This window comes from Martinezella sp. CNPSo 3890 (assembly GCF_057784455.1).
Map to the genome: position 1 here is coordinate 50702 of NZ_JBXSOR010000013.1, position 14826 is coordinate 65527.

Sequence of the window (14826 nt, forward strand, 5' to 3'; positions counted from 1 at the left end):
ACAAAAAATCTTCCAGGAAAAAGAGAGCTTGAATCAGCTGGGGGTGCTGTTCCGGGTGATGCGCGCCTGCATGGTGGCGCGTGCACCGGAGGGATCGTCATCGCCGCCGCTGCCGAAGCGACTGCGAAGGCCGCGCGCACCGCGAGAAGCGAGGCGGCCGCTACCGACGGCGGCCCTTCCAGTCGCCATCGGGACCCTGACCCCGCTGAAACCCGCGATTCGAGACGCGGCGTCGCCAACGCCTGCCGCGATGCCGCCGGCAATGCCCTGGCCGAGCGACTGGATGTACAGCATGACAAACCCGCCAGCGACGCACAGCAACAGGAATCCGGCGATATCGGCGAGCGTCAGGGTCCGGGTACCGCTTGCGGCATCGATCTTCGACAACTCGGGGTTCATCGCGGCGATGAGAAAGGCGGCGATGACGTAAATGAAGAGCGGTATCAGGGCATAGGTCAGCAACTGGTTGAACCAACCGACGCCATAGCCACGTGTCCGTTCGAACAACATGCAGGATATGAAGATTGGTGAGGTGCCGATCAGCACCCAGAGCATCACCTTGGCGAGGATCAGAATGGCAAGGGCGATCGCGATAAAGACGCCGGCCCCGATCATGATCATCACGCCAATCATGCTGGGCAGGATGGTGAAGTATCCGGATTGCTCGGCGAAGGCAGAGGCCGCCTCGTTGGCGGTCTGCCAGATCATCGACATTCCGTTCGTCGGCTCGGTGATGCCGGTACCGGATGCTGCCAGGATCGCGCGCCCGACATCCTCCGGCGTGTCGTTGAGCCAGTGGTAGAAGAGGTTGTTGAAATTTCCCCATGAACTGACCAGAGCCAAAATGATCATCATCCGCACCACGCGCGACACGATCTCACCGACGCCGAGGCGCGCCGTCCCCGTGACGAGCTGCACGCCATAGATAGCGACATATACGATGAACATGAGCTGCAGCAGCGGCATGATCTCGTTGCCGACAATGGTATATGCTCGTTCCGAAAAGCTTGTGCCCGAATCTTCGATGCGCTGGAGCAGAGCGCCGAGAAAGTCTTGCATCATCGTGCTCCTATGGCCTAGCCGAGCCGGTCACGCCGATTGCAGCAAAGGCTGAGGCGGGATCGTTCACGGCATGCATCGGGCCGCAATCATGTCGCGGATCCTCGAGAAAGGACGCCAGCTCTGCCGGCCGTTTGCACGGCGCCGTCTTTTCCTTGACGGTTCCGCAACCGGTGACGATGGTAGCGACCATGATTGCGGTCCAAAGCTTCAGGCATGTTGGCATGTCAATTTCCGTAGGAGAGCGTCTTCTTGGTATTGGAGATATCGGTGAGGCGACGCTGATTGTCCGCTTGCAGCGAAGTGACAGCGCCGTTCATGACGCCGATCATCTCATTCATGGTCAGGCCGGATTGCACCTGAAGCTGGGTGTTCTGGTCGATCGAGCCCTTGATATCCTGAGCGCTGCCAATCTGCGCGCCCGCCTGCTCGAATGCGCTCTTGCGTGTTTCGATCGCCTGCTGTGAGCCGTTAATGAGGGCGGAGACACCAAGCACCGTGTTGACGAGTTGCTCGTAGGACTTGTCGCCCGAAAAGCTGCTGTTTGCCTGTCCCGAAAGGCTCTTCACCAGTTGCAGCCCGTTGATAAAGACAGTGGCCGTCTTGGCGATATCGCCGCTCATCGAACCGAAGTTCGGAACGCCCTCCTTCAGGATGCTGTCGAAGGAGGGGATCGCCGAGACACTGAAGCCGCTGCCTATGGCGAGGTCCTTTAACGGTGCCGCGGTGCTGCCGCGATCGCCGGTGACCGCCTTCAGCGTATCCTGGACGGTCGTCAGGATGTTCTTGTTCGTGTCAAGGATCTTGTCGGTAGTGTCGGCAGTCTGCTTGGCGACCTGATAATTGGTCCGATCGATCACTGGGACATCGGCAAAGGCGGAGGCGGGGAGGGCAATCAACGAGGCTCCCACGGCAGCACGAAACGATGTTTTCATTTCAAGTTTCCCTTCATTGCGGCTGCAGTAACAACTGCACTTTGTCTGGATCTTCGCGTTTCTCGACGCACGCCTGCTCGTCGTCGCTCCAGAAAAGATTCTGGCGCGGGTCGCAAAGACCGGTGGGGTCCGGCGGTTTATCGTTGCCCGGCTTGTGGACGGAGCTGCGCGAGGATCCGGACAGATTGGCGGAGGTAACTGCATTCCGGGAATTGACGAGGTCGGCCATCGCGGTGCCGAGCTTGATGATGTTGTTCATCATTTCGAGATTGGCGTTGCGGACGGTCGAATTGTGGTCCCAACTGTCCTGAATGGTGCCTGTTTGAAGCTGACCGAGCTGCTGGTACCAACTCGCTACGTTCCCGAGACTATCGCTCGTCGCGGTGGTCGTGCCCATGGCGTTCAGCGTAGACGATCGCATTCCGGTATAGGCGGTCTCGCCGCCACCGTAATTCAGAGGGATCGCCGATTTGTCGGAGCCTCCGAAGGCCGGCAGCCAGTCCTGGGTGATCGCTGCGACGTAGCCTTGGGTTTCCTTGAAGGGTGGGATGCCGCCATATTTGTTAACGTTGCCGGGACCGGCATTGTAGGCCGCAAGCGCGAGAGAGACGTTCCCGTCGTAACGCCGAAGCTGCTGCTTATAGTACCGCGCGCCGCCGCGCAGGTTCTCCTCGATATTGTTTTCGTTGACGCCGAGCTGGGATGCGGTTCCAGGCATCAACTGCGTAAGGCCCGTCGCACCCGCGCTCGATTTGGCGCACGGGTTGAAGCGGCTCTCCTGGTAGACGAGCGCGAGAAGCTGGTTCTCGTCAACGCCTTCCTCGCGGGCGACACGCCGCACCAGGCCAGAGACCTCCGGATTGGCCTCCGCCGCACCAACGGGATCGTTGCGGCGGCCGGGCCGATACATGGAGCAGGTAACGGAAGTGTGGATCGTATAGCGATCGTGGTCGGTGTCCTCGATGTCGCCGGTCGCCTTGTCGCGCTTCTGGTCCTCGCCGAGATTGGTATTGTCGAGCACAGGCACATCGGCCCGCGCGGATCCCGCGTTTATTCCGGCGAGCAGGAGCGAGGCGATCAGGGCAGGGAAGGCGGCGCTTCTCAAGAGCCCTCCTCCCAGCCGCAAAACCTTGCGAGCCAAACGGCCGGCTCATCGCCCAGCATCGCCCGCAGAGCCGCACATTCCTCGATCGTTTCCTTTCGGCCCGACAGCACCTTTATGAGGTCCGGCATCGAACCCAGGTCGAGCCGGGCGATAACGCTGTCATTGCCATGCTTGATCAGGAAGGTCCGCTTCTCCGGTGGGGTATTGCGTATGAAGGTGAACTCCTTCACTGACAGTCCGAAACGCTGGATGTAACTGTCCTCGTCGGCGCGGGGGTTGGGGAAATGAATGTTTGTCGCCGACTGTTCGATCAGCGTGTGAGCAGCTGACGACCGGACGATGTCGGCTGCGGACTGGGTTCCGAAGCCAACGATGCCGTTCAGCTTTCGGATCGTCTTCATCTTGTCGATGATGAAGTTGCTGAAGGTCGGATCCTTTAGGAGGCGCCAGCCTTCGTCCATGAAGATCATCACGGGCGTGCCGTCGAAAAGCTCATCCAGCCGATGGTAAAGATACATCAGCGCCGGCGTCCGCACTTCGTCATTGTCTAGGATACTCGTCATGTCGAAGCCGAACACCCGGCGGCCCGCAAGCGAGAGGACGTCGTGCCGAGCATTGAAGAGCCACGCCTTCTCGCCCTCGATCCAGGGCCGCAGGCGCGAACGCAGATCGCCCGGACCAGCGCGCGAGCGGCCAATCAGCAACCCGGCGAGGTTGGCAAGATTGCGCTCCGAAGCGGGTTCCTGCATGAGCCGCACCAGAGCACGCTCAAGGACATCTTCCTCTTCCTGCTCAAAGCTGTCCAAAGCATCCCTTCTCAGCATGGTTTTCAGCAGCCGCAGGAGGAAGTCGCGATTCTCGCCGGTGTTGTCGAGCTGCAGCGGGTTGAAGCCGGTGGGAGTGCCGGGTGCAAGGACTTCATAGGTACCGCCCATAGCCCGGATGAAGATCTCGGCACCCCTGTCCTTGTCGAAGAACACGGCCTTCGGCGACGGCCGAACCCGGAATGCTTGGGCCAGGAGGAAAGTCAACGCCACCGTCTTGCCCGAGCCGGTCGGGCCGGTGACGAGAAAATGACCGATGTCGCGTTGATGGAAGTTGAACCAATAGGGGGTCTGGCTCGTCGTTTCCAAAATGGTGATCGGACTACCCCAATGGAGACCCTCCCGCTGTCCGGATGCGAAATTGTGCATCGAGGACAGGCCAGTAAAGTTGGCGCTGGAAAGCATCGCCTTGCGGGCGATGTAGGAATGATTGCCAGGCAACTGCGCCCAGAAGGCTGCCTCGGTATTGAGGTCTTCGCGCAGCCAGTTGATATTCATGTCGGTGAGGGACGAGCCGAGATCCGAGACGGCCTTGTTCAGTCCGTCGAGATCACGCGACAGGCAAAGCAATGTCAGATGGTGGTAGCCGAAGACGGCTTCCTGGTTCAGGAGGCTGTTGAGGGCGTAATCGATATCGTTCTCGACATCGCTACCGGCCTCGTCTGAAGCTCCAATCTGGCGCTTCAGACGAGAAATCCGCTCCTGAGCGATTGGCTTGTCGGCGATGGTAAAGGACTGCGTCAGGATAAATTCATGATTGACCTGTAGCAGACCGTCGAGCATGCCCGGTCCCGTGAAGGGGGGATATTCCTTGATCGACAGCATCGCTCCATAGCGATTGTCCGCCGGTATAGCTCCCTGCGCCTGCATCGTCCGACGCGAGAAATGCAGCCGGGACGTGCCGAGATAATTGGCAAGACCCATGCGCGGCAACCGCATCCTGCGTGGTATGCCGCAGGTCAGGATCGTGTTGAGAAATTCGGATGGTTCCGAATACGGTTCTGCATTCCGATGCGTTATGCCCAGAACGCGGGCTCCATACTTCTCGAGGTCGCGTGCGATGTTACCGGTCAACTCCTCCATCTCGGCGATTGCCTCGCGCAATTCCTGATTTCGCAGGTCGCTGCCGCCGGCGCGATTCATCAAACGATGGAACCTGTCCGCGAGCGCCAGCGGCCCGCGCATACCCGATCGGATAACGGTCAGATATAGTTCGTTGGTGAACATCCTCTTTTGGGTGAGGGCGGTCATATAGCGCCGATCGAGCGCGGCGCAGAACGGATCGTCGAAATCGCCTGCGATGGCGGTGTCGACCTGCCGGCGAATAACGGTCGCCCATAAGGAAAATCGGCTCGATCCGAGCGCCCGGATCAGCGTGTTTTGAACCGCTGAGCGCATGTTGAGCTCCGCTTGGTCTTCCGTCTGGAAGAACAGGCCATCGAGCTTGATGACGCTCATCAGCGCGCCGTCTTGGAGGTTGATGACGCTGTCGGCCACATGCCTGAGATAGGGGATGTGCTTCGACATCGGTCGCTCGCGGTTTCCCACGGCGCCAAATCCAAGCTCTTCGCGCACGATCTTCAGCATGGCGTTACGGACCATACGAATTGGCGCCCCAGAACACTTTGTTCGTCGTCCTGGGTGTGAGCCGTGTGACGACCTGCAGTACATCGAGGATGCGCGCATCCCAGCTGCAGAGTGTGAAGAGCACGAGATAGGAAAATGGCGCGGTCAGAAGCGCCCAGAAGCGGTTCGTGACCAGCCATGCGATGATCGTCAGACTGATGATGATGACGACCGCCATGTAGGGGATCCCCCATAGGAGCGGCGAACGTGTCAATCCGATCACCAGCGGGGTCAGTTGCGGCTTCTCTCCTCCAGGCTGCGTCATCGCTTAATTTCCGACCGTGGAAATCAGTTGGTCGACAATGGCGGGCGCCCCGAACACCAGCCCGATACCGAGCACGACAGCGCCGGCGGTAAACCAGCTCAGCCGACCCGCGAAGGCCAGGAAGCCGAGGCCGATGACCGCGATGATTGCGACGAGGCGGCCAAATGGACCGGTGATGAAGTCAACCACCGCCTGGACAACCGTCTGCAGTGGTGCAAAGGCCTGGTTGGTGGCCTGGGCAAGCGCATAGTCGGCTGCGAAAACCTGCGACATCACGATTGCCGACACAATGAGAGCGCCGTGCAGAACTCTCCGATGACGTGGCGAAAGGTTTAGGGACATCTTCATCTCCTTTTTGTTCAGAACTGCATGACGCCAGCGACGAATTTTGCCCGCGACGCAACGCCGATGACGCCGGTGTCCTCGGGGGTTGCCTCGTGTGAATTGATCGACTTTTGGGCCTTACCTTCTTTGTCGTCCGTCAGCGGGCGCAGGCCGAGCTGGTAGTTCACGACGCCGGCGACATAACTGACGGTCTCAGGGAACGGCGGGATTCCATGGTGGTCATAGACCGCTTGTTCCCCGGCATTGTAGGCGGCGACAGCCAGCAGTGGATTCTGGAATCTGTCGAGAAGCGCGCGCAGATAGCGCACACCGCCGTCGATGTTGGCGGCAGGATCGCAGATGTCGGCTACACCGAACCGACTCGCGGTCTCCGGCAAGAGCTGCATCGGTCCGCGCGCGCCTTTCGGACTGTTCCTCATCCGGTCGAAACGGCTTTCGTTCCAGCCTACGGCCGCCGCCAGCGTCGGGTCGACGCCATATCGACTGGCGGTGGCGATGATCATGCTTTCGATGTCGCTTGGCGGGAGCGGCGATGGCTTGCAAAACGATGTTGGCGAAATATTGCTCGATGAGTTATAAACATTCGCCTCATAAACGGGCTTCAGTGAAGCGGTCGACGCACCTAAAAGGGGCGGCATTATATTACCTAATGCGTTGTATCGCCCATCTTTGCCGTTCGGCAAGAGAACGCCGTTTTCTCCGATCGAAAAGTCGTCGTTAGCTGCGGTGTGAGAGGATGGCGGTCGCCCCAGTACCTCGCCGGCATTGCCGGGTGGCTCGCTGCCAAACCGGCTATAATCGAACGAAGTCAATTCGTTCGGGGATGACTTCTCGGCCAAAAATAGCGTGCTCATCAGCAACGATGCTGAAAGGAGTTTCCATCTCACGGCCAGTGCCCTCGTCAAGTCCCTACCACTTTGGGGTAGTTGTCGTCTTCAGTGAAACCCGGTACGATAACGCAAAATATGACTCAGTGCGTATAGTGCTACATCTAAAGTTTCAAAAACGGAAGCCGAAAAATGCAACTCTGGATTCGGTCGCAATGAATACTCGTTGGGTGACATTTACGGTGGGGCTATGCGGGATCTTCGGAGCTCTGGCCGGCTCCGTGCCGGTCTATGCGGCCGGACCTATCGACAAAGCCTATGTTCGATCGCTCGCGGCGCCCGGAAAAATCGTGCTGGTCGTCGAGTATTACGACGGGAACCGGAAGGTGACCGGGAGAAAGGGCTTTGCCTCCGCGAGAGGGTTCCAGGCGGTCTCGCCGACCGACTTTCGCGTCAACGCTAACCTGCAGCTCCACCTTTATGGCCTTGAGCCTTGTGAGGGAGAAATGGTCAATCGGCAGGAGAATTTCGCCGGTCGCTGTGACGACTTCGCCAAGGACCAGTTGGCCATTTTACTGAAGTCGCCAAAGGTCATCCTCTGCCGCGCCTTCATTTCCGAGGAAAATACCGCGGTCCAGGATGTCACCTGCTTCGGCTATTACAGTTACCCGGGCAGTCTCGACACGGTGGACAATTTCGAGGAACAGCTCCTCTCTCTCGGCGCCCTCAGACTGGCGAAGAAGACGGACGGTTCATTGATGCGGCCCGACCTTCAAGAGGCCGAAAAGATCGGCCGTGGGGGCTTCGGCATGTGGGCGGATCCAAGGGTTCAGGCACAATGACGGGCATTCTTGTGAGATCGGTTATTGTGCTCTGTATGGCAGGCTGGTCGGGCACACTTCCCGCCGCGGACTACTTCGGGGTACCACAGGGCGCGGTGCTTGAAAGCGGCGACACATGGTCCGCAGACGGACAGCGTTACCGGCTCTATGGATTGCAGTCCTGCCTTCGGGGCACCGCCTATACCGATCGGGCCGGGCAAAAGCGCGATTGTGGGGATGCCTCGCTGGCGGTTCTCGCCGCCTTCCTTCGAGACACCCGCCCTGCCTGTGCGCCGATCGTCAAGGCGTCGTCGATAACCTATGTCGTCTGCGTCGCGACCGTGAGCGGGAACAAGCTCGATCTCGCCACCATGCTGATCACCGAAGGATACGGTTTTGCCGCCCTCGATGCCAGGGGCATGCCCATCAACGCCGCCTATGCAGTCGCCGAACAGGAGGCAAGGAAACGGAAGGCTGGCCTTTGGCAATTTCCGGACATCCAGCACCCATCCGTTCGATTGAGCCGTGCCGCCAGGCAAGATGAGGGAAGCCAGAAATGAATCGCTACGTGACCGCTTTACCGTTGATGATTGCCCTGGCGGTAAGCCCGGTTGCCGGTGCCGATCTGATCACGGGCATCGGTCACGATGAAAACCGCGGGGTTTTGCAAGTCTTGCCCGACATTCGGGGCCGGGCCGCAGCCCTCGACGGCGGTACCCTGTGGTTTGTCGACAAGCGCCTGCGTGTCCGGCTGGCGGGTATTGACGCATGCCCCCTGCCGCAATGGGCATTTGATCCTGCCCCTCGTGCGGCTGCAAGTGCCCCGGCGCCCGTCCCATGTGGTCCGCTGGCCCGGGCTTGGCTGAAGCGTTTGATGGGATTCGCCGTTGTCTCCTGCCATTCTGTCTTCCGCGAACCTACCATAGGATATGTCGCAACCTGTAGCGCGCGGGGTCGCGATCTCTCATTGGCAATGCTGAGCGTTGGCTGGGCAAAAACCGCCCGGAACGGTCTGGCGGATCCCCAATATTTGGCGGCGGAGCACTATGCCCGTTCCGCCCGATACGGAATCTGGGGAACCTATGTGCTCGACATGGATGAGTGGCGAGCTGAAGCCGTCGATCGGACGCTATCTCGCCGGCCCGCGGCAGACTGGAACTTGCTGGCGGACCGAAGGACCGAGCTAACGCCTCCATTTGTCGACTGGCGCAACCGGCCGATCAGGACCGATCGTTGAAGGAGAGAACGAAAATGCTCCATGTCATGATGATTCTTTTTCTGGTGGCGATCGTAGCCCTTCCGTCCCGAGATGCCGAGGCGAGTGAGTGGGGCTGTGAGGTCTTGTTGTGCGCCGCATCCGATAATCCCACGTGGCATGGCGTAGCGAGCTGTCATCCACCTATGGAACGCCTGATCGATGCAATGAAGCGGCCAGGTTTTTCCTGGCCAACCTGTCCGGAAGGCGGCGCCGGAAAGCCGGGTTACGACCGCTATGCTGAGTGTCCGGCTGGATGGTCGCCGGCCGTCGGCGAACAGAACGGCAACCACGGGCAATCGAGGGAGATGTCGCGCTGCAGTCGAACGGTGACGGACTGCCGGGGCGGCTTTGGCGGACGATATGGACAGGAAAGCACGGAAGTGACCGGAGATGGCGTCACCCGGGTCTATAGCAGCCGCAACGGCTGCCAATATAGGGAATATGTAGCCCGGCCCCTGCGAGATCAGCCTTATTACTTTGATATCAAGACGCTAAAGGACGGAGCGGCCGAAAGGCATTATTTCGATCTCAATAAGTGACCGCGCTAGGCGTCTCAGGCCTTGAAGAAAAACTCTGTCGAGTGAATGATGAGGTCCAGCGTTGCGCGATCGAGTCCGATCCCCGTTGCGGCAACAAATCTTGTCAGATGTTCCAGTTTCTTGCGTGCTTCAGCCGAAGTGATTGGCGTCCATGCAATAATGCGAGCTCGTAACTGACGTTCCTCCGCCCTTAATGCGTCCGTCCGCTCGACGTCTTCTGAATCGTTTCTCAGCGCGGTGCCGAAGACAACGATGAGTTCGCCGTGCCGAGATAACAGGGCGGCAAACTCGGGGCGAATATCCTGACGTGTCATGGTTGATCCATTGGGAAAACTGCGACCCGGGCATAATGAGGGGGAGTCAGTCAGCGGAGCCCGTAGCCAGATGATGCTCGGCTGATGTAAGAGGGGACGTAATAATCATGGACCGCGTTATGACCACGAAGCTTGAGAAATACATCGATGAGAAAGGTCTCATCGAAACCTCCGATCCGGAAATCGGAAAGCCGATCTTTCGCCGTCCTGGATTTGATGGGGTTCCGCTACTTAATGAGTTGGATCGTCGTCTCTCTGAAACATTGAGGGAGGCTCGTGAAGCGACAGGCCTTACAATGGCGGAAGTCGCACCGTTTCTCGGGCTTCATAATCAGGTTTACGGTCGATATGAGCGAAACGAAACACCGATGCAGGTGTCGCGGCTGATCCATCTAAGCGAAGTATTAGATTTCTCTCCTGTCGATCTAATCATGGCTGTTGCTCCTTCTCGCTTTGGCAAGACGCAGTCCGAGGCGGACAAGCGCCGGAAGCTGATCAAGGTCGTTGAATCGCTTCCGATTGATGCCGTGGAATCTCTTCTCGTCCTCATCGAAGCCATGGCGAAACTGCCACAGAACGACGCTTAGTCTGCGCGTCCGTCACAGCGACATCTACGCTGCTTCGCAACAACTTTATATACGGGAAACGCTCTGCCGAAAAGAAAAAACAGCTCTTGCGTGTGCCAAAATGCGCGGAAATTTGGCGCTAAAATGATAAAGAGATTGTGATTTATGAATAGCTTATGACGTCGGTTGCGTTCCCGGCGCAAAAAGCATGAGCGATTGGCATCTCAATCTTAGATTGAAAATGGCATAATATAGCTTATGGAACTAATCGATGAATGTGAATGAAATCTCCTGTTTGCGCATTCCCGAATCGGCCATCGGGCAGGCGACCCAGAGATTGACCGCTCGACGTATTGTCGCGATTCCTGTCTGTTCGTCGCTGGGGCCATAAGCGAAACTCATGCCCAGGCAACCTAAGCCGATCGCGGATGTCGAAATGACAAGAGTAGCGGTGTAGGGTCAGAAAGATAAGCCGTTTCAACAGAACAGCCTGTACAGGTAGACTTAACACTCAGCTACCTCCAGCCCCTAAGCGAATTGGTGGCACCAATTGCGCCACGACATCCTTAAAACCTCGTCCTCAGGTCAAATCGTGAAGCTCTGGCGTTGGGGACGACTTGTGGCCGTTCAACCAAACCGGAGAACGGAGGCCGAATTCCCGGCTATGCGACGACGCCCTCGGCGACAAGGGTCTTGCGATCGTTGGGTCCAATGCCCAGTTCTGCGAGGATATCCTCGGTGACGTCACCCCCGACCTGCAATGGAACCGGTGGGGATGTCACCGTCCTTGAATAGACCGGAGCAGGTGCCGGCTGGCGGGTGCCGTTGACGTTGACGAAGGTCTGGCGATCGACGTTGTGAGGATGGGCTGCCGCCTCGGCCATTGAAAGTACCGGTGACACGCAGCAGTCGCTGCCGGACAGGAGCTCATCCCACTCTGATTGCGTTCGCGACTTGAACAGCAAGGCAAGCCGTTCGGCCTGCCTCGGCCAACTGTCCTTGTTGTATTGATCCTTGAAATCCTCGTCGCCACGGAGCCCGACTTTCTCAAGGAAAGTCGCAAAGAATTGCGGTTCCAGAGAGCCGATCGCCATATACTTGCCGTCAGCCGTCTCATAGGTGTCGTAAAAGGGCGTCCCGGTATCGATAAGATTGCCACCCCGCTGATCGAGCCAGTTGCCATTGGAAAAGGCAGAATAGATTGCGGTCATCAATGCCGCGCTGCCGTCAGTCATCGCGCAATCGACGACCTGGCCGAGGCCGGTGGCACGCGCGCTGATAACGGCAGCCAGGATACCGAATGCCGCAAACATGCCCCCGCCGCCATAATCGCCGACAAGATTAATCGGAGGCACCGGCTTCTGTCCCGCCCGACCGATCGTGTGCAGGGCGCCCGAAAGCGCGATGTAGTTTATATCGTGCCCGGCACGTGCCGAGAGTTTTCCAGTCTGGCCCCATCCGGTCATCCGCGCATAAACCAGCTTTGGATTCAGCTCAAGAAGGACGCTCGGACCGAGGCCAAGACGCTCCATGACACCTGGCCGGAAGCCTTCTATAAGACCGTCAACGGACTGGACCATGGTCTTTACCAAGGCGATGCCGTTGGGGTTCTTGAGATCAACGCTGAGCGAACGTCTGGAGCGATTCACGAAATCGGCTTGCTCGGTCGGCCATCCGACCGCATCGAGAAGCCCCGACTGCTTGCGCGAAATGCGGATGACATCGGCGCCATGATCGGCCAGCATCATGGCGCAAAACGGCCCCGGTCCGAGGCCCGCAATCTCGAGGAATCGCAATCCTTCGAGAGGTCCACCGGTTTTTGCTTGCTTGTTCACGTCAATAGCCTTTCACACTTGTCCGCCGCGGGGGCGGTTACATTCATAGTTCCTATCGGCCAAACTGGCCGTCATCGACACGTACGACAGTTCCTGTAACCGCCTCGGAAGAAGGGGCGACCAGAAAGAGCAGCGTCGAATCAAGTTGTGCGGGATCGCCAAGCCGCTTTCTCGGAAAGCGCTCGGAAATATTGCCGACCCGCTGCAGCATTCCGTCCATCATCTCCGATGAAAACGCGCCCGGCGCGATCGCATTGACATTGATATTGAAACGGGCCCATTCGACTGCCAGCGTTTCGGTCAATCGCACCACCGCAGCTTTGCTCACGGAGTAGAGTGCTGCCCCCTCCCCTTCATAGTGAAAGGCCGATGCCGAGGCGATGTTGACGATACGGCCAGCCTTTCCGGCAGCGATCAAGCGGCGCGCCACCTCGCAAGACAGCACAAACGGAGCGCGCACGTTAACGTCGATGACGCGGTCGACAAGATCCAGCGGCATCTTGTGCGCGCGCTGGGCGTCGGGGATGCCCGCATTGTTGACGAGGATCGACACCTCCCCGAGCGCCTGCTGTGCCGATCCAACGGCATTGACGAGCTGTTCGGCATTCGAAGCGTCCATCTCGATTGCGACAGCCTGACCGCCGTCAGCGCGGATCTCGTCGGCAAGCTGTTGCAAACGGTCCAATCTGCGCGCGGCGAGTGCAACCTTTGCACCAGCCTTGGCCAGGACCTTGGCGAAGCGTAGACCGAGACCGGATGATGCCCCGGTAACCAGTGCAGTTTGCCCCGCCAGATCAAAGGATGCATTCGGGATGGGATATTTCATCACTATTCCTTTGTGAGGCGTCGAGCCTATTCGTTCGCGCCGTGATTGCCGCGGAGCTTCATCGCGGGAAAAGTTCGCGCAGCCGTACCTTCGAGTATTTCCCGATCGATGTTTTCGGAATCGCGTCGATAAATTCGAACCGTTCCGGGAGCTGCCATTTCGCAAAATCCGTGGACAGATGCGCTTTGAGTTCCGCGGCGGAAACATCCATACCGGCCTTCAGGACAAGACAGGCGAGTGGCCGCTCTGTCCATTTCTCATCCGGAACCGCGATCACCGCGGCTTCGCTGACCGCCGGGTGACGCATGAGCGCGACTTCCATATCGACCGAGCTGATCCATTCCCCGCCGCTCTTGATGAGGTCCTTCTTGCGATCCGCAATGCGAAGGTAGCCAAGCGGATCAATGGCACCGATATCACCCGTGCGCAGCCATCCGTCCGCTGTATGGGTATCGGGGCCAGCGGCGAGCTTGTAGTACTCGCCTGTAATCCCAGGCCCCCTGACCTGAACTTCGCCCAGACTCTCATCGTCCCACGGTACTTCACCGTCTTCGCCGACGACCCTCAGCTCCATGATTGGCGCCGGAATTCCGGCCCTGATCCGCAGCCGTAACAGATCGTCCGGGCTTCTGTCCTTGACCTCGGGGCGCATGAAACTGGTAGTACCGAGCGGAGAGGTCTCAGTCATGCCCCATGCACCGAGCCATTTGACGCCGCGCTCCATGAATTCGCGTGCCATATTTTCCGACGTCGGTGCTCCCCCTACAAGGGTGCGCATGTTGGGTGGGAACTGCCACCGATCCGGTGAGGCTTTCAGCGTCTGGATCAGCGAAAGCCAGATCGTCGGTACGCCGAGTGCAAGGGTCGGCTGCGTCTCCGAGATCAGGTTCAAGAGATCTTCGGCATGCAAATGCGGACCGGGCAGGACGAGATCCGCACCCGTCATAGCCGTTGCATAGGGAATACCCCAACAGTTGGCATGAAACATCGGCGTGACAGGCAGAACGACGTCGTTGCAGCCAATGTCGAAGTAGTCCGGTGCTATTGCGGCGAGCGTATGAAGCACGGTCGAGCGATGGGAATAGGCGACGCCCTTGGGCCGGCCCGTGGTACCGGACGTGTAGCACATTGCGATAGCGTCGTTCTCATCGTGAGGAAGGACCTCAAATGGTCGATCGAGAAACGGATTGATGAAGTTGTCGTAGGACGTGAGGTCGGGTTCGCCAGTTTCATCGTTGAATCTGACAACAATCACGTGCTTGAAGGAATATTCCTTTGCGACTTCGCGGTAGAGAGGCAGGAGGACGTCATCGACGACGAGGATCTCGGCTTCTGCGTGACGCGCGATCCAGGCGATCTCGTCACCGCTCAGCCGAAGGTTCAATGTGTGCATGACTGCACCGGCAAGCGGTATGCCAAAATAGCATTCCAGATTGATATGGTGATTCCAGCACAATGTAGCAACGCGCGCACCGGGCTCGACGCCGATCGATCTTAAAGCGTGTGCCAATGCTTTGACCCGTCGGGCAATATCGCCGTAGGAATGGCGCCGTAGGCTCTTGTCGGGCATAACGGAGGTGACGGTTGCCATCCCGAACAGTTTTTCCATTCGGTCAAGAATCGAATTCACCGACAGCGTCCCAAACATCATCGTGGATTTCATTCTTCCTCCTCCCGTCTT

Annotated in this window: 17 protein-coding genes; 5 read left to right on the plus strand and 12 right to left on the minus strand. The window is 58.5% G+C overall.

The window, feature by feature from the left end:
- Nucleotides 1-33 precede the first annotated feature (33 nt).
- From AC13RC_RS24930 to AC13RC_RS24965, 8 genes are read right to left on the minus strand one after another with little or no spacing between them, the layout of a single operon-like run.
- Nucleotides 34-1059: a TrbL/VirB6 family protein gene (locus AC13RC_RS24930; RefSeq protein WP_488558881.1), complete on the minus strand. Its 1026-nt coding sequence runs from the start codon at nt 1057-1059 to the stop codon at nt 34-36.
- Between the two features lie 10 nt (nt 1060-1069).
- The gene (locus AC13RC_RS24935) at nt 1070-1285 is read right to left on the minus strand and encodes a hypothetical protein (protein ID WP_488558755.1); all 216 of its coding nucleotides are present in this window, start codon (nt 1283-1285) and stop codon (nt 1070-1072) included.
- 1 nt (nt 1286) lies between these two features.
- Nucleotides 1287-1994 carry a type IV secretion system protein gene (locus tag AC13RC_RS24940; RefSeq protein ID WP_488558756.1) on the minus strand — a complete coding sequence of 236 codons (708 nt, stop codon included), beginning with the start codon at nt 1992-1994 and terminating at the stop codon, nt 1287-1289.
- A gap of 13 nt (nt 1995-2007) precedes the next feature.
- Nucleotides 2008-3099, minus strand: coding sequence for a lytic transglycosylase domain-containing protein (locus AC13RC_RS24945; RefSeq protein WP_488558757.1), 1092 nt, complete (start codon nt 3097-3099; stop codon nt 2008-2010).
- The gene (locus tag AC13RC_RS24950; protein ID WP_488558882.1) at nt 3096-5510 is read right to left on the minus strand and encodes a VirB4 family type IV secretion/conjugal transfer ATPase; all 2415 of its coding nucleotides are present in this window, start codon (nt 5508-5510) and stop codon (nt 3096-3098) included. Before AC13RC_RS24950 ends, AC13RC_RS24945 begins: the two co-directional genes overlap by 4 nt.
- A 4-nt stretch (nt 5511-5514) precedes the next feature.
- Complete coding sequence (locus AC13RC_RS24955; protein WP_488558758.1) at nt 5515-5814, minus strand: VirB3 family type IV secretion system protein; 300 nt, start codon at nt 5812-5814, stop codon at nt 5515-5517.
- Nucleotides 5815-5817: 3 nt separating this feature from the next.
- On the minus strand, nt 5818-6156 hold the full coding sequence (locus tag AC13RC_RS24960; protein WP_488558759.1) for a TrbC/VirB2 family protein: 339 nt from the start codon (nt 6154-6156) through the stop codon (nt 5818-5820).
- Nucleotides 6157-6173: 17 nt separating this feature from the next.
- Entirely contained in the window at nt 6174-7013 is an 840-nt protein-coding gene (locus AC13RC_RS24965) for a lytic transglycosylase domain-containing protein (RefSeq protein WP_488558760.1), read from the minus strand.
- A 188-nt stretch (nt 7014-7201) separates the two neighbouring features.
- Here AC13RC_RS24965 and AC13RC_RS24970 point away from each other — a divergent pair, with 188 nt between their 5' ends.
- The 4 genes from AC13RC_RS24970 to AC13RC_RS24985 are packed head-to-tail and all read left to right on the plus strand — an operon-like array spanning nt 7202 to nt 9604.
- Nucleotides 7202-7828 carry a hypothetical protein gene (locus AC13RC_RS24970; RefSeq protein ID WP_488558761.1) on the plus strand — a complete coding sequence of 209 codons (627 nt, stop codon included), beginning with the start codon at nt 7202-7204 and terminating at the stop codon, nt 7826-7828.
- A gap of 35 nt (nt 7829-7863) precedes the next feature.
- The gene (locus AC13RC_RS24975) at nt 7864-8367 is read left to right on the plus strand and encodes a thermonuclease family protein (protein ID WP_488558883.1); all 504 of its coding nucleotides are present in this window, start codon (nt 7864-7866) and stop codon (nt 8365-8367) included.
- Complete coding sequence (locus tag AC13RC_RS24980; RefSeq protein WP_488558762.1) at nt 8364-9044, plus strand: thermonuclease family protein; 681 nt, start codon at nt 8364-8366, stop codon at nt 9042-9044. The genes AC13RC_RS24975 and AC13RC_RS24980 overlap by 4 nt, the downstream gene beginning before the upstream one ends.
- A gap of 14 nt (nt 9045-9058) precedes the next feature.
- Nucleotides 9059-9604, plus strand: coding sequence for a hypothetical protein (locus AC13RC_RS24985; RefSeq protein ID WP_488558763.1), 546 nt, complete (start codon nt 9059-9061; stop codon nt 9602-9604).
- Between the two features lie 14 nt (nt 9605-9618).
- On the opposite strand, the gene AC13RC_RS24990 is transcribed toward AC13RC_RS24985, so the two are convergent.
- Nucleotides 9619-9918 carry a hypothetical protein gene (locus tag AC13RC_RS24990; RefSeq protein WP_488558764.1) on the minus strand — a complete coding sequence of 100 codons (300 nt, stop codon included), beginning with the start codon at nt 9916-9918 and terminating at the stop codon, nt 9619-9621.
- A gap of 119 nt (nt 9919-10037) precedes the next feature.
- Here AC13RC_RS24990 and AC13RC_RS24995 point away from each other — a divergent pair, with 119 nt between their 5' ends.
- Nucleotides 10038-10505 carry a helix-turn-helix domain-containing protein gene (locus AC13RC_RS24995; RefSeq protein ID WP_488558765.1) on the plus strand — a complete coding sequence of 156 codons (468 nt, stop codon included), beginning with the start codon at nt 10038-10040 and terminating at the stop codon, nt 10503-10505.
- Between the two features lie 641 nt (nt 10506-11146).
- Here the strand turns inward: AC13RC_RS24995 and AC13RC_RS25000 are convergent.
- Genes AC13RC_RS25000 through AC13RC_RS25010 form a run of 3 tightly spaced genes read right to left on the minus strand, consistent with a single transcriptional unit; the run spans nt 11147 to nt 14808 of the window.
- Complete coding sequence (locus tag AC13RC_RS25000; RefSeq protein WP_488558766.1) at nt 11147-12319, minus strand: CaiB/BaiF CoA transferase family protein; 1173 nt, start codon at nt 12317-12319, stop codon at nt 11147-11149.
- Between the two features lie 52 nt (nt 12320-12371).
- Nucleotides 12372-13145, minus strand: coding sequence for an SDR family NAD(P)-dependent oxidoreductase (locus AC13RC_RS25005; protein ID WP_488558767.1), 774 nt, complete (start codon nt 13143-13145; stop codon nt 12372-12374).
- A 58-nt stretch (nt 13146-13203) separates the two neighbouring features.
- On the minus strand, nt 13204-14808 hold the full coding sequence (locus AC13RC_RS25010; protein WP_488558768.1) for a long-chain fatty acid--CoA ligase: 1605 nt from the start codon (nt 14806-14808) through the stop codon (nt 13204-13206).
- Between the last annotated feature and the right edge of the window lie 18 nt (nt 14809-14826).